At 63.6% G+C, this 20689-nt stretch carries 16 protein-coding genes and 1 pseudogene; 12 read left to right on the top strand and 5 right to left on the bottom strand.

The features are described 5' to 3' along the window. Positions 1-7: 7 nt before the first annotated feature. The 4 genes from rsmA to N7650_RS22345 are packed head-to-tail and all read right to left on the bottom strand — an operon-like array spanning position 8 to position 5916. Positions 8-814, bottom strand: coding sequence for a 16S rRNA (adenine(1518)-N(6)/adenine(1519)-N(6))-dimethyltransferase RsmA (rsmA, locus tag N7650_RS22360; protein WP_279900065.1), 807 nt, complete (start codon positions 812-814; stop codon positions 8-10). After that, entirely contained in the window at positions 811-1800 is a 990-nt protein-coding gene (pdxA, locus tag N7650_RS22355) for a 4-hydroxythreonine-4-phosphate dehydrogenase PdxA (protein WP_279900063.1), read from the bottom strand. The genes rsmA and pdxA overlap by 4 nt, the downstream gene beginning before the upstream one ends. After that, complete coding sequence (surA, locus tag N7650_RS22350) at positions 1797-3113, bottom strand: peptidylprolyl isomerase SurA (RefSeq protein WP_009404256.1); 1317 nt, start codon at positions 3111-3113, stop codon at positions 1797-1799. Before surA ends, pdxA begins: the two co-directional genes overlap by 4 nt. Beyond that, positions 3094-5916 carry an LPS-assembly protein LptD gene (locus N7650_RS22345; protein WP_279900061.1) on the bottom strand — a complete coding sequence of 941 codons (2823 nt, stop codon included), beginning with the start codon at positions 5914-5916 and terminating at the stop codon, positions 3094-3096. Before N7650_RS22345 ends, surA begins: the two co-directional genes overlap by 20 nt. 271 nt (positions 5917-6187) lie before the next feature. On the opposite strand from N7650_RS22345, the gene N7650_RS22340 reads away from it, so the two are divergent. The 3 genes from N7650_RS22340 to N7650_RS22330 are packed head-to-tail and all read left to right on the top strand — an operon-like array spanning position 6188 to position 8632. After that, positions 6188-7201, top strand: coding sequence for a phosphotransferase (locus tag N7650_RS22340; protein ID WP_009404258.1), 1014 nt, complete (start codon positions 6188-6190; stop codon positions 7199-7201). Continuing rightward, complete coding sequence (murU, locus tag N7650_RS22335) at positions 7198-7869, top strand: N-acetylmuramate alpha-1-phosphate uridylyltransferase MurU (RefSeq protein WP_279900058.1); 672 nt, start codon at positions 7198-7200, stop codon at positions 7867-7869. Before N7650_RS22340 ends, murU begins: the two co-directional genes overlap by 4 nt. Position 7870: 1 nt before the next feature. Beyond that, entirely contained in the window at positions 7871-8632 is a 762-nt protein-coding gene (locus N7650_RS22330; RefSeq protein WP_279900057.1) for a TerB family tellurite resistance protein, read from the top strand. On the opposite strand, the gene N7650_RS22325 is transcribed toward N7650_RS22330, so the two are convergent. After that, complete coding sequence (locus N7650_RS22325) at positions 8629-9621, bottom strand: alpha/beta hydrolase family protein (RefSeq protein WP_279900056.1); 993 nt, start codon at positions 9619-9621, stop codon at positions 8629-8631. The two genes, N7650_RS22330 and N7650_RS22325, sit on opposite strands and share 4 nt — an antisense overlap. Positions 9622-9716: 95 nt before the next feature. Here N7650_RS22325 and N7650_RS22320 point away from each other — a divergent pair, with 95 nt between their 5' ends. The 9 genes and pseudogenes from N7650_RS22320 (at position 9717) to trpE (ending at position 20595) form a co-directional block, all read left to right on the top strand. Continuing rightward, entirely contained in the window at positions 9717-12119 is a 2403-nt protein-coding gene (locus N7650_RS22320; protein ID WP_279900054.1) for a transporter substrate-binding domain-containing protein, read from the top strand. After that, positions 12116-12745, top strand: a complete 630-nt coding sequence (locus N7650_RS22315; protein ID WP_009404263.1) for a response regulator transcription factor — start codon at positions 12116-12118, stop codon at positions 12743-12745. The genes N7650_RS22320 and N7650_RS22315 overlap by 4 nt, the downstream gene beginning before the upstream one ends. Positions 12746-13004: 259 nt before the next feature. Next, the gene (locus tag N7650_RS22310) at positions 13005-14129 is read left to right on the top strand and encodes an ABC transporter ATP-binding protein (protein ID WP_009404264.1); all 1125 of its coding nucleotides are present in this window, start codon (positions 13005-13007) and stop codon (positions 14127-14129) included. A gap of 40 nt (positions 14130-14169) precedes the next feature. After that, positions 14170-15204 (top strand): ABC transporter substrate-binding protein, encoded by a 1035-nt coding sequence (locus tag N7650_RS22305; RefSeq protein ID WP_009404265.1) that lies wholly within the window; start codon positions 14170-14172, stop codon positions 15202-15204. Positions 15205-15270: 66 nt separating this feature from the next. Further along, entirely contained in the window at positions 15271-16518 is a 1248-nt protein-coding gene (locus N7650_RS22300; RefSeq protein ID WP_009404266.1) for an ABC transporter permease, read from the top strand. Positions 16519-16529: 11 nt separating this feature from the next. Beyond that, positions 16530-17357 carry an ABC transporter permease gene (locus N7650_RS22295; RefSeq protein ID WP_009404267.1) on the top strand — a complete coding sequence of 276 codons (828 nt, stop codon included), beginning with the start codon at positions 16530-16532 and terminating at the stop codon, positions 17355-17357. A gap of 196 nt (positions 17358-17553) precedes the next feature. After that, the gene (rpe, locus tag N7650_RS22290; protein ID WP_009404268.1) at positions 17554-18228 is read left to right on the top strand and encodes a ribulose-phosphate 3-epimerase; all 675 of its coding nucleotides are present in this window, start codon (positions 17554-17556) and stop codon (positions 18226-18228) included. Then, positions 18225-19041: pseudogene (locus N7650_RS22285) on the top strand (phosphoglycolate phosphatase). The gene rpe and the pseudogene N7650_RS22285 overlap by 4 nt, the downstream one beginning before the upstream one ends. A 72-nt stretch (positions 19042-19113) precedes the next feature. Continuing rightward, positions 19114-20595: an anthranilate synthase component I gene (gene trpE / locus N7650_RS22280; RefSeq protein WP_279900051.1), complete on the top strand. Its 1482-nt coding sequence runs from the start codon at positions 19114-19116 to the stop codon at positions 20593-20595. Positions 20596-20689: the final 94 nt, after the last annotated feature.

Here is a 20689-nt window from a genome sequence, read left to right as displayed (position 1 = left end):
GTTCGCATCACCTGTTGGCGGACTGTTCAGCCAGCTTGTCCGCGAGGCGGACGAAGGCAGCCAGGTCGAGCTGCTCGGGCCGCAGGCTGCCATCGACGCCGGCGGCTTCGATGGTCTGGCTGTCGAGCAGAGCCTTAAGGGTGTTGCGCAGGGTCTTGCGACGCTGGTTGAACGCTTCGCGGACGATGCGCTCGAGCAGGCGATGGTCCTTGGCCGGGAACGGCAAGGTCTCGTGGGGGATCAGGCGCACGATCGCGGAATCCACCTTCGGCGGCGGATTGAAGGCGCCGGGGCCGACATTGAACAGGTGCTCCACGCGGCAGTGGTACTGCACCATGATCGACAGGCGTCCCCAGTCACCGCCACCAGGACCCGCCGCCAGACGCTCGACCACTTCCTTCTGCAGCATGAAGTGCATGTCGCGGATCAGCTCGGCGTTATCCAGCAGGTGGAAAATCAGCGGCGTGGAGATGTTGTAGGGCAGGTTGCCCACTACCCGCAGCGAACGCTGCGCGGCACCCAGGGTGGTGAAGTCGAACTTCAGCGCATCGCCCTGGTGCAGGCGGAAGTTGTCGCGGCTGGCGAACTGCTGGTTGAGGATCGGGACGAGGTCCTTGTCCAGCTCGACCACGTCCAGTTGCGCGCCGCTGTCCAGTACGCCTTCGGTGAGGGCGCCCTGGCCCGGGCCGATCTCGAGGATGTGCTCGCCGGCCTTGGCATTGATGGCGCGCAGGATGCGGTCGATCACGCCTGCGTCGTGCAGGAAATTCTGGCCGAAGCGCTTGCGCGCCCGGTGTTGGTATTGCTCGGTCATAGTCGGGTCTCGGCCATCTGGTAGGCGGTTTCCAGGGCGACCTGAAGGCTGCCGGTGTCGACCTTGCCGGTGCCGGCCAAGTCCAGGGCAGTGCCGTGATCCACGGAGGTGCGGATGATCGGCAAACCGAGGGTGACATTGAGCGCCGCGCCAAAGCCCTTGAACTTGAGCACGGGCAGGCCCTGGTCGTGGTACATCGCCAGCACTGCGTCGCAGTGCTCCAGATATTTGGGGGTAAACAGTGTGTCGGCGGGCAGCGGACCGCGCAGGTCCATGCCTTCGAGGCGCAGGCGCTCCAGCGTCGGCTCGATGATGTCGATTTCCTCGCGTCCCAGATGCCCACCCTCGCCAGCGTGCGGGTTCAGGCCGCAGACCAGGATCCTTGGCTGGGCGATACCGAATTTCTGCTGCAGGTCGGCATGCAGGATCCGTGTGACCCGTTCCAGGCGCTCGACGGTGATGGCGTCGGCCACGTCGCGCAGGGGCAGGTGGGTGGTGACAAGGGCGACGCGCAAACCGCGGGTGGCGAGCATCATCACCACCTGGGCGGTATGGGTCAGTTCGGCGAGAAATTCGGTGTGCCCGGAAAACGGGATTCCGCTCTCGTTGATCACGCCCTTGTGCACCGGTGCGGTGATCATGCCGGCGAAGTGCCTGTCCAGGCAGCCTTGACCGGCGCGGGTCAGGGTTTCCAGGACGAAGGCGGCATTGGCCTTGTCCAGCTTGCCGGCCACTGCCGGCCTGGCCAGCGGTGTATCCCAGACGTACAAGCTGCCGGCCTTGGCCGGCGCATCGGGGAAGGCATCGGGACTGACCGGCAGCAGGTCGACGGCCACGCCCAGTTGCGTGGCCCGCTCGGCGAGCAGGTCACGGCTGGTGATGGCGATCAGGGGATGTGGCTGGGCTTGCGAGGCGAGCAGCAGGCACAGGTCGGGACCTATGCCTGCGGGTTCGCCGGGGGTGAGGGCGAAGCGCTGCGGTTTCACTGGGCTGCCTGTTCGGCGCCAGGAAGCTTGATTTCAACGTAGGCTTCGTCGCGGATCTGACGCAGCCAGCTTTGCAGCTCTTCGTCGTACTTGCGATTGCGCAGTACGGTCATTGCCTGTTGCTCGCGGGCCTGGGCGGTGCTGTCGGTGGCGCGACGGCCAAGGACTTCCAGGACGTGCCAGCCGTATTGGGTCTGGAATGGCTTGGACACCTGGCCCTGCGGCGAGCTGGCCATGACTTCGCGGAATTCCGGAACCAGGTTGTTCGGGTCGACCCAGTTGAGGTCGCCGCCGTTGAGTGCCGAACCCGGGTCTTCCGAGAAGCTCTTCGCCAGTTCGGCGAAGTCTTCGCCTGCCTGGATGCGGTCGTACAGGCGCTGCGCGAGGATCTTGGTCTCGGCTTCGCTGCGGATCTCGCTTGGCTTGATCAGGATATGGCGAACATGCACTTCGTCACGCAGTTGGGTCTGGCCACCGCGTTTCTCTTGCAACTTGAGGATGATGAAACCGCCCGGGGTGCGAACCGGCTCGGTGACGTCGCCCACGGCCATGGTGCTGAGCATGCGATCGAACGGAGGTGGCAGCTGGGCTGCCTTGCGCCAGCCCATCTCGCCGCCTTCCAGCGCAGTTTCGCTGGCGGAACGGGCGATGGCCAACTGGGCGAAATCGGCGCCTTGCTTGAGCTGCTGGTAGATCTCGCCAGCCTGGCGGGCTGCCGCCTGAATAGCGGTGGAGCTGGCGCTTTCCGGGGTCGGGATCAGGATGTTGGCGAGGCGGTATTCTTCCGACAGCTGCATCTTGCCCAGGTCAGAGGCGAGGAAGTTCTTCACTTCCTGTTCGGAGACCTGGATGCGCTCGGCGACACGACGCTGGCGCACGCGGCTGATGATCATCTCGCGACGGACCTGCTCGCGAGCGTCGTTGAACGACAGGCCATCATGGGCCAGGGCAGCGCGGAACTGCTCCAGGCTCATGTTGTTGCGCTGGGCGATGGTGCCGATGGCCTGGTTCAGTTCTTCGTCGGTGATGCGGATGCCGGAGCGTTCGCCGATCTGCAGTTGCAGGTTCTCGACGATCAGGCGCTCCAATACCTGCTGATCCAGCACGCTGGCGGGCGGAACGGCGCCGCCACGCTTGGCGATGGTCTGCTGCACCTCGTGGACGCGCTGGTCCAGCTGGCTTTGCATGACCACGTCGTTGTCGACGATGGCGACGATCTTGTCCAGGGTCTGCACCGCCGCATGGGCGGTGCTGCTCAACATCAGAGCGCCCAGCATCAGCGGGCGCAGACAATCAATAAGCTTGGTCTTCACGTGCACGGTAACCTTGAATGCCTTTATCGAGGAAGCTCTCGACCTTATTGCCCACCACGCCACCGAGGCCTTTCAGCACGATCTGCAGGAAGACGCCGTGGTCGCCTTTTTCATTTTCCGGAGCAGCCTGGCTGTATTCGTCGTAATCAACCCAATAGCGGTTGACTAGGCGCAGCTTCCAGCAGCAGTTGTCATATTCGAAACCGCCCATCGCTTCGAGGGTACGGTTGCGGTTGTAGTCGTGCTGCCAGCGGGCAATAGCGGTCCATTGTGGGACGATCGGCCACATGATCGAGAAGTCATGTTGCTGAATCTTGTAATAGTCCTTCACATAGCCCGGCTGGCCCGGCGTGCCATAGTCGCCACCACCTACGGACCACTTGCCGGTGACATTGTCGTAACGAACCATATCGTTACGATACCGATAACCGAGGTTGACGATCTTGTTGACGTTGTCCTCAGGCTGGAAGTGGAACATCGCGCTGCCCGACCGGGTGCTGCGGCTGTCTGGGTCCCAGTTGAAGTCGGAATTGAAGCGCCAGTCGCGGTTGAAGCGGTACTCGTACTCCAGCGCGTAAGGCGAAACATCGGCCTGAGCGTCGTCGCGCTCTTTCCAGTCGATGCCTGGCAACTGAACCTTGCGGTCCTTGAAGTAAAGGGCCTGACCGATGCTGAAGCGCTGGCGTTCGAAGCCGTTTTCCTCGATCCAACGGTTGGTCACGCCCAGCGAAAGCTTGTTCTCGTCGCCGATGCGGTCACCGCCGACGAAGCGGTTATCGCGGAATAGTGAGGCATAGTTGAACGAGGTCTCGGCTGAGTCGAAGATCGGGATGTCCGCCTGATCCTTGTACGGTACATAGAGGTAGTACAAGCGTGGTTCGAGGGTCTGGCGGTAGTTCTTGCCGAACCACTGGGTATCGCGATCAAAGTACAGGCCGCTGTCGATGCTTAGAACAGGGATGTTGCGGTTCTGGCTACTGTTGTAGTCGCCGTTGACCCTTAACTGCTCGGCGGTGTAGCTGGCGATGTCGCTTTTGCCCTTGCCGTCCAGATCAAGATCGTACTGGGTGGTAACGTACTTGAGTGATGGGGTAAGGAAGCCGTAAGTGTTGGATAGCGGCAGGCTAATCTTCGGGGCAGCGTTTAAGCGGGTACCGTTTGCCCGGGCAATCCCGAGAACGTTGTCGTCAAGGCGTCGTCCGCCAGTGGCTGGGTCCGGCACGCCGTCCTTGTCCAGCACTACACCGTTTTGCAGATCCCGCTCGAACCGGACCGCGTCGGCTTCATAGCTGAATTCGAGGCCGCCCGGATGGAAAGGGAGCATGCCAGTAATCATCAGTTGTGGCAGCCTGTCATACGGCGTGATGTTGGAAATCGAAGCCATTTCATAGGCGTGGACGGCCAACTGCGCGGTATAGCTGTCGCCCCGGTAGGTCGCAGCTGCGCGCTGATTGAGATAATCGCGGTTTTCGACGCCGATCTGGTCGGTTTCGAGGTCCTGGAAATAGAACGGATCACTGATGTCGGTGTAGTCGACTTCAGTCATCAGGCGCGAATCAAGGCCGCCCTTGTGCTGCCAGTTGACCATCCAGCGCTGGTCTTTGTAGTCGGTCTGTTTCTTGCGGTCATCATCCTGATCATTCAGCCAGGCACCACCGAACTGCCCTTCACTGCTCGGCGTCAGGTAACGGAACTCACCCTCCATCAACAGGCCACGCTTGGCCATGTAGCGTGGATAGAGCGTGGCGTCGTAGTTCGGCGCAAGGTTGAAGTAGTACGGCGTGACCAGCATGAAGCCGGTGTCGCTGCTGGTGCTGAACGATGGTGGCAGGAAGCCGGACTGGCGACGGTCGTCGATCGGGAAGTAGATATAGGGTGTGTAGAGCACCGGAATATCCTTGACCCGCAGGGTGACGTTGGTCGCGGTACCGAAACCGGTGGCCGGGTTCAGTGTGATGTTGTTGCCCTTGAGCTGCCAGGCGTTGCTGTTCGGCTCACAGGTGGTGTAGGTGCCATCCTTCAGGCGGATGATGGCGTTCTCGGAACGCTTGGCGTACAGCGCGTTGCCGCGGATGTGCGACTTGTGCATCACGTATTCGGCGTTGTCGACCTGGGCTTCGCCGGTGTCCAGCTGGATCTCGGCGCGATCGCCGACTACCAGCGAGCCGTTGTCGCGGATCTTCACGTTGCCGACCAGTTCACCGCGGTTCTCGGCCTGGTACAGGTTGGCCTCGTCAGCCTCGGCCTGCATGCTGCCCTGGCGCATGACCACGTCACCGGCGAGGGTGGCGATCTGCTGTTCCTGCTGGTAGCGGGACACCTTGGCACCGAGGAAGGTCGGCGACTCATCCTTCGGCGTGCTGTCGTTCATGCCCGGGCGAACCGGCTCGATGTAGGCGCCGGAGCAATACGGGCCGGTCTCGGCGAGCTGGGCCGGGGTCAGCTTCTCGCGAGGCACCCAGTCCAGGTGGCTGTAGTCGGCGCTGCGGGATTTCAGACCGCGGCCCTTGGATTCGGTGACCAGGACGGGTTTCGGACCACGGTCCTCGACGGCCGTGCCATCGCTGGACTGTTCCGGCGTGGCATTGGCCGAACTGACCGCGGCACCGTCATGGATCGGGCGAGGCGGCAACTGGGTGGCGCTGGTCTTCGGCTTGCAGTCCCATCCGCCGGAAGCGGAAACCTGGCAGTCGAACTGCTCGGCAGCGACTACATAGGAGGTCGCCAGAGGTTGCAATGCCAGCAGACCGCCGGTGACCAGCAACGGGAATTTTTTACGAAACGCGGGGGATTTCAATGCCATCTTATTAGTCCGGGCTTCCTGCGTGCCATCTGCCCGCGTGTGGGGCCGCACGCCTCTCGATGGTCTGAAAAAGATGCTGGATGATAAAGCATGCCCCGCTTGACGGCTAGGCTCTGTAAGAAATGCATCCTGCTTGCATCAGGTGCATCGAAAACGGCTCGGAATGCGCATTTACAACCAGTAAACTCCGCTTCCTTGTCCGTTTTCGCCTCGCCTGGCCTGCGCATGATTACCCTCGATACAGCGCCCAGGGCCTTCGGAGACCCTTGCAATGCCCGATCACGATGTACGCCTGCAACACCTGACCGTCTGGCTCGATGAGCAACTGGCGAATCTGTTTCGAACCCAAGGGTGGGGCCAGGTTCCCGCAGGCAGCCTGACCGCCGCAAGCAGCGATGCCAGCTTCCGCCGTTATTTCCGCTGGCAGGCCGACGGCCGCAGTTTCATCATCATGGACGCGCCACCACCCCAGGAAAATTGCCGCCCCTTCGTAGAGATCGCCCGCTTGCTGGCGACTGCCGGCGTCAATGTGCCGGTGATCCATGCGCAGGACCTCGAGCGCGGCTTCTTGCTGCTGAGCGACCTGGGCAACCAGACCTACCTGGACGTGATCGACGCCGGCAACGCCGACGCCCTGTTCGACGATGCCATCGACGCGCTGCTGGCCTTCCAGCGCCTGCCCATGGACGCGCCTCTGCCAAGTTATGACCTGGCTCTGCTGCGCCGCGAGGTCGAGCTGTTTCCCGAGTGGTATGTCGGTCACGAGTTGGGCAAGACCTTCGACCAGCACCAGCTTGCCCTGTGGCAGCAGGCCAGCAGCCTGCTGATCGACAGCGCCCTGGCCCAGCCCAAGGTACTGGTGCACCGCGACTATATGCCACGCAACCTGATGCGCAGCGTGCCCAACCCGGGTGTGCTGGATTTCCAGGATGCGGTCTACGGCCCGGTCACCTATGACATCACCTGCCTGTTCAAGGATGCCTTCCTCAGCTGGCCGCAACCGCAGGTCGCCGCCTGGCTGAGGGATTACTGGGAGCGGGCGCGGGCTGAGGGCATTCCGGTGCAATCCGACTTCGAGGACTTTCACCGCGCCAGCGACCTGATGGGCGTGCAGCGTCACCTCAAGGTGATTGGCATCTTCGCCCGTATCTGCCACCGCGACGGCAAACCGCGCTACCTGGCCGACGTCCCGCGGTTCTTCTCCTACATAGAAGAAGTGATTTCCCGTCGGCCGGAGCTGAGCGGGCTGGGTGAACTGATCGACAGTCTCGGAGTGCGTTCATGAAGGCGATGATCCTTGCCGCTGGCAAGGGCGAGCGGATGCGCCCGCTGACCCTGCATACGCCCAAGCCGCTGGTGCCGGTCGCCGGGGTGCCGTTGATCGAATACCACCTCAAGGCGCTGGCCGCGGCGGGCTTCAAGGAGATCGTGATCAACCACGCCTGGCTCGGTCAGCAGATCGAGGATCATCTCGGCGATGGCTCGCGGTTTGGCCTGGACATCCGTTTCTCCGCCGAGGGCGAGCCGCTGGAGACCGGCGGTGGCATCTTCAAGGCGCTGCCGTTGCTGGGTGACGAGCCGTTCCTGCTGGTCAATGGCGATATCTGGACCGACTACGATTTCACGCGCCTGCGCCAGCCGCTGCAAGGCCTGGCCCATCTGGTGCTGGTGGATAACCCCGGCCATCATGGCGCCGGTGACTTCCGTCTGGTCGCCGGGCAGGTCGAGGACGGCGCCGGAGCCGACGGCACCCTGACCTTCAGCGGTATCTCGGTGCTCGACCCGGCGCTGTTCGCCGGTTGCCAGGCCGGCGCGTTCAAGCTGGCGCCGTTGCTGCGTGCGGCCATGGCCGACGGCAAGGTCAGTGGCGAACACTTCCGTGGCCATTGGGTGGATGTCGGCACCCTCGAGCGCCTTGCCGAAGTCGAGCGCCTGCTCGCCGGGCGCCACTGACATGCTGTGGCCGAGCACAGTGATCGGAGCCGGAGCCGGCTTTGCCGTTGCCAGCATTCCTGGCGCGCTGTTGGGAGCCCTGCTCGGGCAGGCGATGGACCGCCGTTTGCAGTTGCACAGTTGGGCGCACCTGCGGGAAAAGCTCGGTGGTCGTCCGGTGCTTCGCGACGACGAGGTGCTGTTCGTGCTGCTGGGGCGGCTGGCCAAAAGTGACGGGCGGGTGGTCGAAGCGCATATCCAGCAGGCGCGCCAGGAAATGCAGCGCCTGGAAATGAACGACGATGCCCGCAGGAAAGCCATCGCGGCATTCAACCTCGGCAAGGCCGGACGGGAGAGGGTCGAGGGCTACCTGCAACGGTTGAAGCAACAACCCCATGCCGCAGAAGGGGTGTTGCGTGCCTGTTGCCGCATGGCCTGGGCCGATGGCCGCGCCGGGCGTGACGAGAGGGAGTTGCTGCTGCACTGGGGCCGGCAACTGGGCTGGTCAGCGGCCAAGGTGCAGGCCCTGGCGGGCGACTATGAGCCGCGCAAGGCGGTGCTGGAAGGGCCCGGCAGCTACGCCGAGGCGTTGCGACTGCTGGGCGTCGGCCCGGACACTGTGCCCAGCGAGATCAAGCGGGCCTATCGTCGCCTGGTCAGTCGCCACCATCCCGACAAGCTGCAAGGCAGCGGTGCCAGTCCGGCCAAGGTGCGCGAAGCGACCGAACGTACCCGCGAGCTGCACCAGGCCTATGCGATCATTCGCAAACGCCTCGATTTCTAGTCCACGTTGCTCGGGTTCAGCCAGCCACGAATCCGCCGGAACAACTGCTCCTGCTCCGCGGAGCGGTTGCCGGGCATCGCGGTCAGGGCGATCTGCTTGTAGGTGCTGTCTTTCAGGCGCTTGCTGGCTTGTAGCCGCTGCTGTGCTGTGTGACGGGCCGATCGCTGATCGTTGTAGTAGAGGTCTGCGGTTGGCACTTTCAGCGACGGCGTCAGGCTGTCCAGGCTGTGTTCGGCCTTGATGGGTGCCTGTGCCGATACCATTACCAGCTTCTGCACTTGCGCCGGCTGGCGTTCGCTCAGGTAGCGCGCGGCCCAGTAGGCGCCGGTGCCGTTGCCGAGGATCACCACGCTGCGCGCGTTCTGCTGCTGGGCATAGGCCACGGCGGCATCGAGGCGGGCGAAGATGCGTTCGGCGTCGGTGTTGTCGCTGCTGGCGTCGGCGGGTGGGCTATCGCTGGTTTCCGTGTCAGTCTCCGGCGCCGTGGCCTGAGCGATGTTGGCGTTGGCGTCGGCCGGTGTGTCCTTGGCCGGAGCGGCCTTGCTGGTGTCTTCTGCCTGGGGTGCCGGGGCGGGGCTTTCAGTGCGCGCCACCGGGCTGTCGGTCAGCAGGTCGGGCAGGGCCAGGCTCAGGGTGCCCCAGCCCGCATCCGGGAACTTGCGCCGCAACGGGCCGACGGTCTTCGGCCAGTCGGCTGTTTCGCCGGCGCCGGCAAGGAGTACCAGCACGCCGTGGGGTGCCGGATCATTCGCCGGTTTCCACAGGGCGAGAAAGCTGTCGCTGCCTGCCTGCAGGGTTTGTTGCTGTTCCTTTGGCACCTGGCGCTCCAGGGCAAGGGCGTCCTCTTGATTGCGCTCGATAAGGGCCGGGCGTTGCACCGTGGCATCCGCGCTGCTTTCTGGCGTTTTGCCATCCTCGGCATGGGCGCTGCAAGGTAGTATCAAGGTCAGGCATAACGCAGGAAGCGTTGCGCGATAAAGTGAGAACATTGATCGATCCAGGCCAGATTGAGACCGGCAGCCTAATGGTATTTGTCCGGGACGGCCATGCTCGGCAGGCGTCCTTCTATATGACGAGATTCAAGATGATTGGTTTGCGCCGTCTGTGGGTTATCGGCTGTTTTTTCCTGCCCTTGATCGTTTGGGCTGCTCCTGCGCCCTCCTTGGTGCAGCTCGACCCGGCTCAGCGGGAATGGCTGGAGCAGCATCGCAGCCTGCGCGTGGGGATGATCCTGCAGGCGCCCTTCGCCCAGTTCGACCGGCGCCTGCAACAGTTATCCGGGGTCAATGTCGAGGTCATGAACCTGCTGGCGCGCAACCTTGGCCTGGACCTGACGTGGCGCAATTTCGCCGACCAGGCCGAACTTGAGCATGCCCTGGCCCGGGGCGAGATCGACCTGGCCCCGGGCCTGACCCAGACGCCTGCCGGCCTGCGCCTGTGGCTGTTCAGCGACCCTTATATGCGCGTGCCGCAGTTGATCGTCGGCCAGCGCAACGGCGCGGTGGCGGTGGATGTGGAGAACATCGGCGAGATCGAGCGGGTTGCCGTGCGCATGCCCAGTGCGGTGGCCGACCATCTGCGCGCCACCTACACCAATCTCAATCTCCAGGGTGTGCCCGGCGAACGCCAGGCCCTGCAACTGGTGGTCAGTGAGCAGGCCCGTTATGCGGTAGTGGATGAAGCGCAACTGAGCCGGCTGTCCCGCGAGAGCGAGTTCAGCGAACTGGCGGTGGTGGGCGATATCGGTTTCCCGCAACTGCTGCGGGTCGCCTCGCGGCGGGACTGGCCGCTGCTCGCGGATGTGCTCGAGCGTGGTCTGCAGGCAATTCCCGCAAGAGACCTGGAAGAACTGCACAGCCGCTGGCTGCAACCCAGGTATCCGCGCCTCAGCGAGTCTCCCGGTTTCTGGCAGAACCTTGCGCTGCTGTTCGCTGCACTGTTCTTCAGTAGCGTGGCGATCATCGTCTGGCAGCGCCGCCAGCAGAGTTTCCTGGAACACAACCTGCTCGCGGCGAGGGAGGATCTGGCCGAGCGCCTGGGGCGTGAGGAGGCGCTGCGCCTTAGCCAGTTCTCCCTGGACCAGAGCACCGTCGGCATTCTCTGGGTGCACTGGGACAGCCATGTGCGCTACGCCAACCGCGCTGCCGAGGTCATGCTCGGCTACGAGCCGGGCAAGGTGGTGGAGCGACCGCTGATCGACTTCGAGCCGCAACTGCACATGGACCGCTGGCTCGACCTGTGGAAGCGCGCGCGGGCCAGCGACGAGTCGGCGCAGCGCTTCGAAACCCAGTGGCTGCGGGCCGATGGCTCGTTCCTGCCGGTGGATGTGTCCTTGAGCTTCCTGCGTTTTCGCGATGCCGAATACCTTGTGGTGTACCTGACGGATGTCAGCGAGCGCCGGCGCGCCCAGGCCGCCCAGCGCGAGAGCGAGGCGCGGCTAAAGGGGATCGCCGCCAACGTGCCCGGGCTGGTGTTCCGCCTGGAGCGCGACCCGGGGATCGACGAGCTGGAGTTTCCCTACATCAGCGAAGGCAGTGAAACCCTGGTCGGCTACGCCCCGGCGGAGATCCAGGACCCGAAGATGGGCCTGCGCAACCTGGTGCATGCCGATGATCGCGCGGACTATCACCGGGTCCAGGACCAGGCCCTGGCCACTGACAGCGACTGGTCGTGGCAGGGCCGCATACTCACCCGTCAAGGTGAGGAGCGCTGGGCCGATATCAAGGCCAGTGCCCGGACCTTGAGCAATGGCCGGGTGGTCTGGGACGGCATCGTCTGGGATATCACCCAGAGCAAGCATGCCGAGCTGGAGCTGGAAAGCTCCCGCGAGCATCTGCGCGAGCTGGCCGCGCACCTGGAAAGTGTGCGCGAAGAGGAAAAGGCGCGGATCGCCCGGGAAGTGCATGACGAGCTGGGCCAGATGTTGACCGTGCTGAAGCTGGAAACGTCCATGTGCGAGCTGGCCTACGCCGACCTTGACCCAGGTCTGACGGAACGTTTGGGCAGCATGAAGCGCTTGATCGCTCAGCTTTTCCAGTTGGTTCGCGATGTGGCGACGGCGTTGCGTCCGCCGATCCTGGATGCCGGCATTGCCTCGGCCATCGAGTGGCAGGCCAGGCGCTTCGAGGCGCGGACGCAGATTCCCTGCCTGGTCCAGGTGCCGGAAAACCTGCCGCCCTTGAGCGATGCCAAGGCTACCGGGCTGTTCCGGGTGCTGCAGGAGGTGCTGACCAATGTCATGCGCCATGCCCGGGCGCATACCGTGGAGATCAGCCTGACCCGGGAAGGGCCTATGCTGTGTCTGAGTGTTAGCGACGATGGTGTGGGATTCATGACGGATGAGAGTCGGCCAAGCTCCTTCGGGCTGGTCGGCATGCGGGAAAGGGTGCTGATGCTGGGTGGCGAGATGCATCTGCACAGTGAACCTGGCGAGGGCACCAGCCTGAGCGTGCGTATTCCTTTGGATGAAACAGGAGCGGGGCAGTGATTCGAGTATTGGTGGCCGAAGACCACACCATCGTGCGCGAGGGCATCAAGCAGTTGATCGGCCTGGCCAAGGACATGCAGGTGGTGGGCGAGGCGGGCAATGGCGAACAGTTGCTGGACGCGCTGCGGCATACCCCGTGCGAAGTGGTCCTGCTGGACATTTCGATGCCGGGAGTCAACGGCCTGGAGGCGATTCCGCGGATCCGTGCGCTGAATGCACCGCCGGCGATCCTGGTGTTGTCCATGCACGACGAAGCGCAGATGGCCGCCCGGGCGTTGAAGGTGGGCGCTGCGGGGTATGCCACCAAGGACAGTGACCCGGCCTTGTTGCTGACGGCGATCCGGCGGGTAGCCGGAGGCGGGCGCTATATCGATCCGGACCTGGCCGACCGCATGGTCTTCGAGGTCGGCCTGACCGATACCCGGCCGCTGCACTCGCTGCTGTCGGAGCGCGAGTTCTCGGTGTTCGAGCGCCTGGCCCAGGGGGCCAATGTCAACGATATCGCCCAGCAACTGGCGCTGAGCAACAAGACCATCAGCACGCACAAGGCGCGCCTGATGCAGAAGCTGAATGTCACCTCGCTGGCGGAGTTGGTGAAGTACGCGATGGAGCACAAGCTGCTCTGAGTGTTCTGAAAGCGACGTCTGAAAGAGTGATGTCGTTTGTGCGGGCCTCATCGCTGGCAAGCCAGCTCCCACAGGGTTCGGCAGCGCCGTGGATACTGTGGGAGCTCAAGACATACCTAAACCCGCCATCTTTGTAGGGCGATCCCTACAAGCACCCTTCCACCCGGCTGATATCAATCTCTCAGCACCCCCGATTTGCGCCGCCCGGGCCTTTCCTTACGCTTGGATCACAGCAGTCATCCAACAAAAAGGTGCAGGTATGAGTGAGGTCAGTTCGAACGCTGCGTCCGGCGAGATCCTGGTCAGCTTCCGTGGTGTGCAAAAGAGCTACGACGGCGAATCGCTGATCGTCAAGGACCTCAACCTGGACATCCGCAAGGGCGAGTTTCTTACCCTGCTTGGCCCCTCCGGCTCGGGCAAGACCACCAGCCTGATGATGCTGGCCGGCTTCGAGACGCCGACTGCCGGCGAGATCAAGCTGGCCGGTCGCTCGATCAACAACGTGCCGCCGCACAAGCGCGACATCGGCATGGTGTTCCAGAACTACGCGCTGTTCCCGCACATGACCGTGGCCGAGAACCTGGCCTTCCCCCTCAGCGTGCGCAACCTGAGCAAGACCGACATCAGCGAGCGGGTCAAGCGCGTACTGAACATGGTCCAGCTCGATGCCTTCGCCCAGCGCTACCCCGGCCAGCTGTCCGGTGGCCAGCAACAGCGCGTGGCCCTGGCCCGGGCGCTGGTGTTCGAACCGCAGCTGGTACTGATGGACGAACCCCTCGGCGCCCTCGACAAGCAACTGCGCGAACACATGCAGATGGAGATCAAGCACCTGCACCAGCGCCTGGGCGTGACCGTGGTCTACGTGACCCACGACCAGGGCGAGGCGCTGACCATGTCCGACCGCGTGGCGGTGTTCCATCAGGGCGAGATCCAGCAGATCGCCGATCCGCGCACCCTCTACGAAGAGCCGAAGAATACCTTCGTCGCCAACTTCATCGGCGAGAACAACCGCATCAACGGCCGCCTGCTCAGCAGCGACGGCGAGCGCTGCCTGGTGGCCCTGGCCCGTGGCGAGAAGGTCGAGGCACTGGCGGTCAACGTCGGCCAGCCAGGCGAGCCGGTGACCTTGTCGGTGCGTCCGGAGCGGGTGCGCCTGAACGGCCACAGCGAAAGCTGCGTGAACCGCTTCTCCGGCCGCGTGGCCGAGTTCATCTATCTGGGCGACCACGTGCGGGTTCGTCTGGAGGTCTGCGGCAAGGCCGACTTCTTCGTGAAGCAGCCTATCGCCGAACTCGACCCGGCCCTGGCCGTGGGCGACGTGGTACCGCTGGGCTGGGAGGTCGAGCATGCACGTGCCCTCGATCCTATCCTGGAAGCCCACTGAGGTTTGCTAACCAACACCCTGCACTGTGGAGAGAACAAGAATGCTCAAACACTTGAAGTTGACCGCCCTGGCATTGGGTCTGTGCACTGCGACCCACGCAATGGCGGCAAGCGATCTGACCGTGATTTCCTTCGGCGGCGCCAACAAGGCGGCGCAGGTCAAGGCGTTCTACGAGCCGTGGGAAAAGGCGGGCAAGGGCAAGATCGTCGCGGGCGAGTACAACGGGGAAATGGCCAAGGTCAAGGCCATGGTCGACACCAAGAGCGTGTCCTGGAACCTGGTGGAGGTCGAGTCGCCGGAGCTGGCTCGCGGCTGTGACGAGGGCATGTTCGAGGAACTGGATCCTGCGTTGTTCGGCAACGAGTCCGACTACGTGCCAGGCGCTATTCAGCCATGCGGCGTCGGTTTCTTCGTATGGTCCACGGTCATGGCCTACAACGCCGACAAGCTGAAGACCGCACCGACCAGCTGGAAGGACTTCTGGGACACCAAGAACTTCCCTGGCAAGCGTGGCCTGCGCAAGGGCGCCAAGTACACCTTGGAATTCGCCCTGATGGCCGACGGCGTTGCGCCGAAGGACGTCTACAAGGTGCTCGCCACCAAGGACGGCCAGGATCGCGCCTTCAAGAAGCTCGACGAGCTGAAACCGAACATCCAATGGTGGGAAGCCGGCGCCCAGCCGCCGCAGTACCTCGCTTCCGGCGACGTGGTCATGAGCTCGGCCTACAACGGCCGGATCGCCGCGGTGCAGAAGGAGAGCAACCTGAAGGTGGTGTGGAACGGCGGTATCTACGACTTCGACGCCTGGGCCATTCCGAAGGGCGCCAAGAACGCCGAGGAAGCGAAGAAGTTCATCGCCTACTCGGTACAGCCTGAGCAGCAGAAGATCTACTCGGAAAACATTGCCTACGGTCCGGCCAACTCCAAGGCGGTCGCACTGTTGTCCGACGAGATCAAGAAGGACATGCCGACCACCCCGGAAAATATCGCCAACCAGGTGCAGATCGACGTGGCTTTCTGGGCTGACAACAGCGAACAGCTGGAACAACGCTTCAACGCCTGGGCGGCCAAGTAAGTCGCCCCGATGGAGCGCCGGTGCCGAGCCGGCGCTCCCCGTTTTCCAAGATTTCCGGAGTTCGCTATGGCCATCGCAGTGCCCCTCAAAGAAGGCGCAGGTCCTACCCTCAAGCAGCGTCTGGCGCGTGCCGAGCGGGTCAACCGCTTCAAGGCGCAGGCGTTGATCGCGCCGCTGGCGCTGTTCCTGCTGCTGGTGTTTCTCGTGCCGATCGCCGCGCTGCTGTACAAGAGTGTCGGCAACCCCGAGGTGGTCGGCGGCCTGCCGCGCACCGTGGCCGCCGTGGCCGAATGGGATGGCAAGAGCCTGCCGGGCGAGCCCGTCTATAAAGCGCTGAGCGAAGACCTCGCCGAGTCGCGCAAGAACCAGACCCTGGGCGACCTGTCCAAGCGTCTCAACATGGAACTGGCCGGCTACCGCAGCCTGCTGGCAAAAACTGCCCGGGCCCTGCCGTTCAAGACCGAGCCGGCTTCCTATAAGGAAGCGTTGCAGGAGCTCGACGAGCGCTGGGGCGACCCCGCCTACTGGCAGGCGATCCGCCGCAATACCAGCAGCGTGACGCCATTCTATCTGCTGGCGGCCCTCGACCACCGCATCGACGATCTCGGTGAACTGGCCCCGGCCACCCCGGATCAATCCATCTACCTGGATATCTTCACCCGGACCCTGTGGATGGGCTTCGTTATCACCGCCATCTGCCTGGTGCTGGCCTATCCGTTGGCGTACCTGCTGGCCAACCTGCCGACCCGGCAGAGCAACCTGTTGATGATCCTCGTGCTCCTGCCGTTCTGGACCTCGATCCTGGTGCGCGTGGCGGCGTGGATCGTGCTCCTGCAATCCGGCGGCTTGATCAATAGCGCCTTGATGGCCATCGGTATCATCGACAAACCGCTGGAACTGGTGTTCAACCGCACCGGCGTTTACATCTCGATGGTCCACATCCTGCTGCCATTCATGATCCTGCCGATCTACAGCGTGATGAAGGGCATCTCGCCGACCTACATGCGCGCGGCCATCTCCCTGGGTTGCCATCCCTTCACCAGCTTCTGGCGCGTGTACTTCCCGCAGACCTACGCCGGCGTGGGTGCTGGGTGCCTGCTGGTGTTCATCATGGCCATCGGTTACTACATCACCCCGGCGCTGCTCGGCAGCCCGAACGACCAGATGGTCAGCTACTTCGTGGCCTTCTACACCAACACCAGCATCAACTGGGGCATGGCGACCGCGCTGGGCGGCCTGCTGCTGCTGGCCACCGTGCTGCTGTACCTGATCTATAGCTGGCTGGTCGGCTCCAGCCGCCTGCGTCTGAGCTGAGGAGCGTCGTCATGCTGAGTCCGTACATGTCGCCCGTCGAGCGGGTCTGGTTCTACAGCTTGCGCATTCTTTGCGGGCTGATCCTGCTGTTCCTGGTGTTGCCGGTGCTGGTGATCATTCCGTTGTCGTTCAACTCCGGCAGCTTCCTGGTCTACCCGCTGCAAGGCTTCTCGTTGCAGTGGTACCACAACTTCTTCGCTTCCGATGAATGGATGCGGGCCCTGAAGAACAGCATCATCGTCGCCCCGGCGGCCACGGTGCTGGCGATGGTCTTCGGCACCCTGGCTTCGATCGGCCTGACCCGCGGGGACTTCCCCGGCAAGTCGCTGATCATGGCCCTGGTGATCTCGCCAATGGTGGTGCCGGTGGTGATCATCGGCGTGGCCAGTTACCTGTTCTTCGCCCCGCTGGGCCTGGGCAATAGCTTCCTGTCGCTGATCCTGGTGCACGCGGTGCTGGGTGTGCCGTTCGTCATCATTACCGTGTCGGCGACCCTGCAAGGCTTCAACCACAACCTGGTCCGCGCCGCAGCAAGCCTGGGCGCCTCGCCGATCACCACCTTCCGTCGGGTGACCCTGCCGCTGATCGCGCCTGGGGTGATCTCGGGGGCGTTGTTCGCCTTTGCGACCTCGTTCGACGAGGTAGTGGTAACGCTGTTCCTCGCCGGCCCAGAGCAAGCGACCCTGCCCCGGCAGATGTTCAGCGGTATCCGCGAGAACCTGAGCCCGACCATCGCGGCGGCGGCCACCTTGCTGATCGCCTTCTCGGTAGTGCTGTTGCTGACCCTGGAATGGCTGCGCGGGCGCAGCGAGAAACTGCGGACACAGCAGCCTTCCTAAGCTTGACTGGCCCCTGTGGGAGCTGGCTTGCCAGCGATTTGGCCCGACCTGACAACATCTTTGTCATTGCCGGCCCAATCGCTGGCAAGCCAGCTCCCACAGGGTTTTGCAGTGCTCAGGAGATCTCCATTCATCCATCATCTGCTTTTCCCTGATGTACAATGCGCGCCACCGTGAATTTGCCCAAAGGTGCGCCATGCAGCCCTTCGCTATTGCCCCCTCGATCCTGTCCGCCGACTTCGCCCGCCTGGGCCCGGACGTGGATGCCGTGCTTGCCGCCGGCGCCGATATCGTCCACTTCGACGTGATGGACAACCATTACGTGCCCAACCTGACCATCGGCCCGATGGTCTGCTCGGCCCTGCGCAAGTACGGTGTGACCGCGCCGATCGACGTGCACCTGATGGTCAGCCCGGTCGACCGCATCATTGGCGACTTCATCGAGGCCGGCGCCACCTACATCACCTTCCACCCGGAAGCCTCGCAGCACATCGACCGCTCCCTGCAACTGATCCGCGACGGTGGCTGCAAGGCCGGCCTGGTGTTCAACCCGGCCACCGGGCTGGACGCGCTGAAGTACGTGATGGACAAGGTCGACATGGTCCTGCTGATGAGCGTAAACCCGGGCTTCGGCGGGCAGAAATTCATTCCCGGCACCCTCGACAAGCTGCGCGAGGCCCGCGCCCTTATCGATGCCAGCGGCCGGGATATCCGCCTGGAAATCGACGGTGGCGTGAACGTGAAGAACATCCGCGAAATCGCTGCCGCTGGCGCCGACACCTTCGTCGCCGGTTCGGCGATCTTCAATGCCCCTGACTACAAGGCGGTCATCGACCAGATGCGCGCCGAACTGGCGCTGGCCCGCCCATGAGCGGCTTCGAGCAGTTGTTTGCGCAACGCTTGCCACGCCTGGTGATGTTCGACCTGGACGGGACCCTGATCGACTCGGTCCCGGACCTGGCGGCGGCGGTGGATCGCATGCTGCTCGAAATGGGCCGCGCGCCTGCCGGTGTCGCAGCCGTGCGCCAATGGGTCGGCAACGGCGCGCCGGTGCTGGTGCGCCGGGCCCTGGCCGGTGGCATCGAGCATTCGGCGGTCAGCGACCAGGAAGCCGAGCACGGCTTGGAGATTTTCCTCCGTGCCTATGGCGAGAGCCATGACCGTACGGTGATCTATCCGGGCGTGCGCGACACCTTGCGCTGGCTGCAGGCGCAGGGCGTGGAAATGGCCCTGATCACCAACAAGCCCGAGCGCTTCGTCGGTCCGCTGCTGGACCAGATGCAGATTGGCCCGTATTTCCGCTGGATCATCGGGGGCGACACCCTGCCACAGAAGAAACCGGACCCTGCCGCCTTGCTGCATGTCATGCAACTGGCCGGGGTGACGGCGGACGAGGCGCTGTTCATCGGCGATTCACGCAGCGATGTGCAGGCGGCGAAGGCGGCCGGGGTCAAGTGCGTGGGCCTGACCTACGGCTACAATCACGGCCGGCCGATCAGCGAGGAATCGCCGGCGCTGGTGATCGACGATCTGCGCGCCTTGCTCCCGGTTGCTTCGGTGCAGCCACTGAGCTAACGTTGAGCCCTTCAACCTTCCCCCCGGTAGAGATTCCATCGTGGTAGCACCTGGCAAACTCTGGATGAAAGTCATCAAGGCCCTGGCCCGTTGGCGTTGGCGCGCCTGACTTCTTTCCAGCCGGCTCCGACCCGGCCCGTTTGCCATTTGTCTTTTTCTGCCCTACTGCCACGAGGCAATCATGACCCGCGAAGAATTCCTGCGCCTGGCCGCTGAAGGCTACAACCGCATCCCCCTGGCCTGTGAAACGCTGGCCGACTTCGACACGCCGCTGTCGATCTACCTGAAACTGGCCGACCAGCCCAACTCCTACCTGCTGGAGTCGGTTCAGGGCGGTGAGAAGTGGGGGCGCTACTCGATCATCGGCCTGCCAAGCCGAACCGTACTGCGGGTGCATGATCACCAGGTGCGCATCACCGTCGACGGTGTCGAGACCGAGCGCCACGATGTGGAAGACCCGCTGGCCTTCGTCGAAACCTTCAAGGAGCGTTACAAGGTTCCGACCATTGCCGGTCTGCCGCGCTTCAACGGTGGCCTGGTCGGCTACTTCGGCTACGACTGTGTGCGTTATGTCGAGAAGCGTCTGGGCAAATGCCCGAACCCGGACCCGCTGGGCGTGCCGGATATCCTGCTGATGGTGTCCGATGCAGTGGTGGTCTTCGACAACCTGGCCGGCAAGATGCACGCCATCGTCCTCGCTGACCCGGCGCAGGACAACGCCTACGAGCAGGGGCAGGCCCGTCTGCAGGATTTGCTGGAGCAACTGCGCCAGCCGATCACTCCGCGCCGCGGCCTCGACTTCAGCGGCCCGCAGGCCGCCGAGCCGGCGTTCCGCTCCAGCTTCACCCAGGCGGACTACGAACGCGCGGTAGACACCATCAAGGAGTACATCCTCGCCGGTGACTGCATGCAGGTGGTGCCGTCGCAACGCATGTCCATCGACTTCAAGGCGGCGCCGATCGACCTCTACCGCGCGCTGCGCTGTTTCAATCCCACGCCGTACATGTACTTCTTCAATTTCGGCGATTTCCACGTGGTGGGCAGCTCGCCGGAAGTGCTGGTACGGGTCGAGGACAACCTGGTCACCGTGCGGCCGATCGCCGGTACCCGCCCGCGCGGCGCCACCGAGGAGGCCGACCGGGCGCTGGAAGAAGACCTGCTCTCGGACGATAAGGAGATCGCCGAGCACTTGATGCTGATCGACCTGGGACGTAACGATACCGGGCGCGTGTCGGAAGTCGGCTCGGTGAAGCTGACCGAGAAAATGGTGATCGAGCGTTACTCCAACGTGATGCACATCGTTTCCAACGTCACCGGGCAGTTGAAGAACGGCCTGACTGCCATGGACGCCCTGCGCGCGATCCTGCCGGCGGGCACCCTGTCGGGGGCGCCGAAGATCCGCGCGATGGAAATCATCGACGAACTGGAGCCGGTCAAGCGTGGTGTCTATGGTGGTGCGGTCGGCTACTTCGCCTGGAACGGCAACATGGACACGGCCATTGCCATTCGCACGGCAGTGATCAAGGACGGCGAGCTGCATGTGCAGGCCGGTGGCGGCATCGTCGCCGACTCGGTGCCGGCGCTGGAGTGGGAAGAAACCATCAACAAGCGCCGGGCGATGTTCCGCGCGGTGGCGCTGGCTGAGCAGACCCCTCGGACATAAGTGTTGGCCCTAAATCGCTGGCAAGCCAGCTCCTACAGTCCCTGTGGGAGCTGGCTTGCCAGCGATGAGGCCATCAGTAACAACATAGCCTCTT

Source organism: Pseudomonas sp. GD04058 (genome assembly GCF_029836855.1).
Lineage (GTDB): Bacteria > Pseudomonadota > Gammaproteobacteria > Pseudomonadales > Pseudomonadaceae > Aquipseudomonas > Aquipseudomonas bharatica.
The sequence above is the reverse complement of the archived record's forward strand: the minus strand, read 5'-3'. Positions and strand labels throughout refer to the sequence as shown.

Coding starts and splice junctions, on each gene's coding strand:
- N7650_RS22320 (WP_279900054.1), top strand. CDS start 9,717: ATGATTGGTTTGCGCCGTCTGTGGGTTATCGGCTGTTTTTTCCTGCCC.
- N7650_RS22345 (WP_279900061.1), bottom strand. CDS start 5,916: ATGGCATTGAAATCCCCCGCGTTTCGTAAAAAATTCCCGTTGCTGGTC.
- murU (WP_279900058.1), top strand. CDS start 7,198: ATGAAGGCGATGATCCTTGCCGCTGGCAAGGGCGAGCGGATGCGCCCG.
- trpE (WP_279900051.1), top strand. CDS start 19,114: ATGACCCGCGAAGAATTCCTGCGCCTGGCCGCTGAAGGCTACAACCGC.
- rsmA (WP_279900065.1), bottom strand. CDS start 814: ATGACCGAGCAATACCAACACCGGGCGCGCAAGCGCTTCGGCCAGAAT.
- N7650_RS22295 (WP_009404267.1), top strand. CDS start 16,530: ATGCTGAGTCCGTACATGTCGCCCGTCGAGCGGGTCTGGTTCTACAGC.
- rpe (WP_009404268.1), top strand. CDS start 17,554: ATGCAGCCCTTCGCTATTGCCCCCTCGATCCTGTCCGCCGACTTCGCC.
- N7650_RS22305 (WP_009404265.1), top strand. CDS start 14,170: ATGCTCAAACACTTGAAGTTGACCGCCCTGGCATTGGGTCTGTGCACT.
- N7650_RS22325 (WP_279900056.1), bottom strand. CDS start 9,621: ATGTTCTCACTTTATCGCGCAACGCTTCCTGCGTTATGCCTGACCTTG.
- N7650_RS22340 (WP_009404258.1), top strand. CDS start 6,188: ATGCCCGATCACGATGTACGCCTGCAACACCTGACCGTCTGGCTCGAT.
- N7650_RS22310 (WP_009404264.1), top strand. CDS start 13,005: ATGAGTGAGGTCAGTTCGAACGCTGCGTCCGGCGAGATCCTGGTCAGC.
- N7650_RS22330 (WP_279900057.1), top strand. CDS start 7,871: ATGCTGTGGCCGAGCACAGTGATCGGAGCCGGAGCCGGCTTTGCCGTT.
- N7650_RS22300 (WP_009404266.1), top strand. CDS start 15,271: ATGGCCATCGCAGTGCCCCTCAAAGAAGGCGCAGGTCCTACCCTCAAG.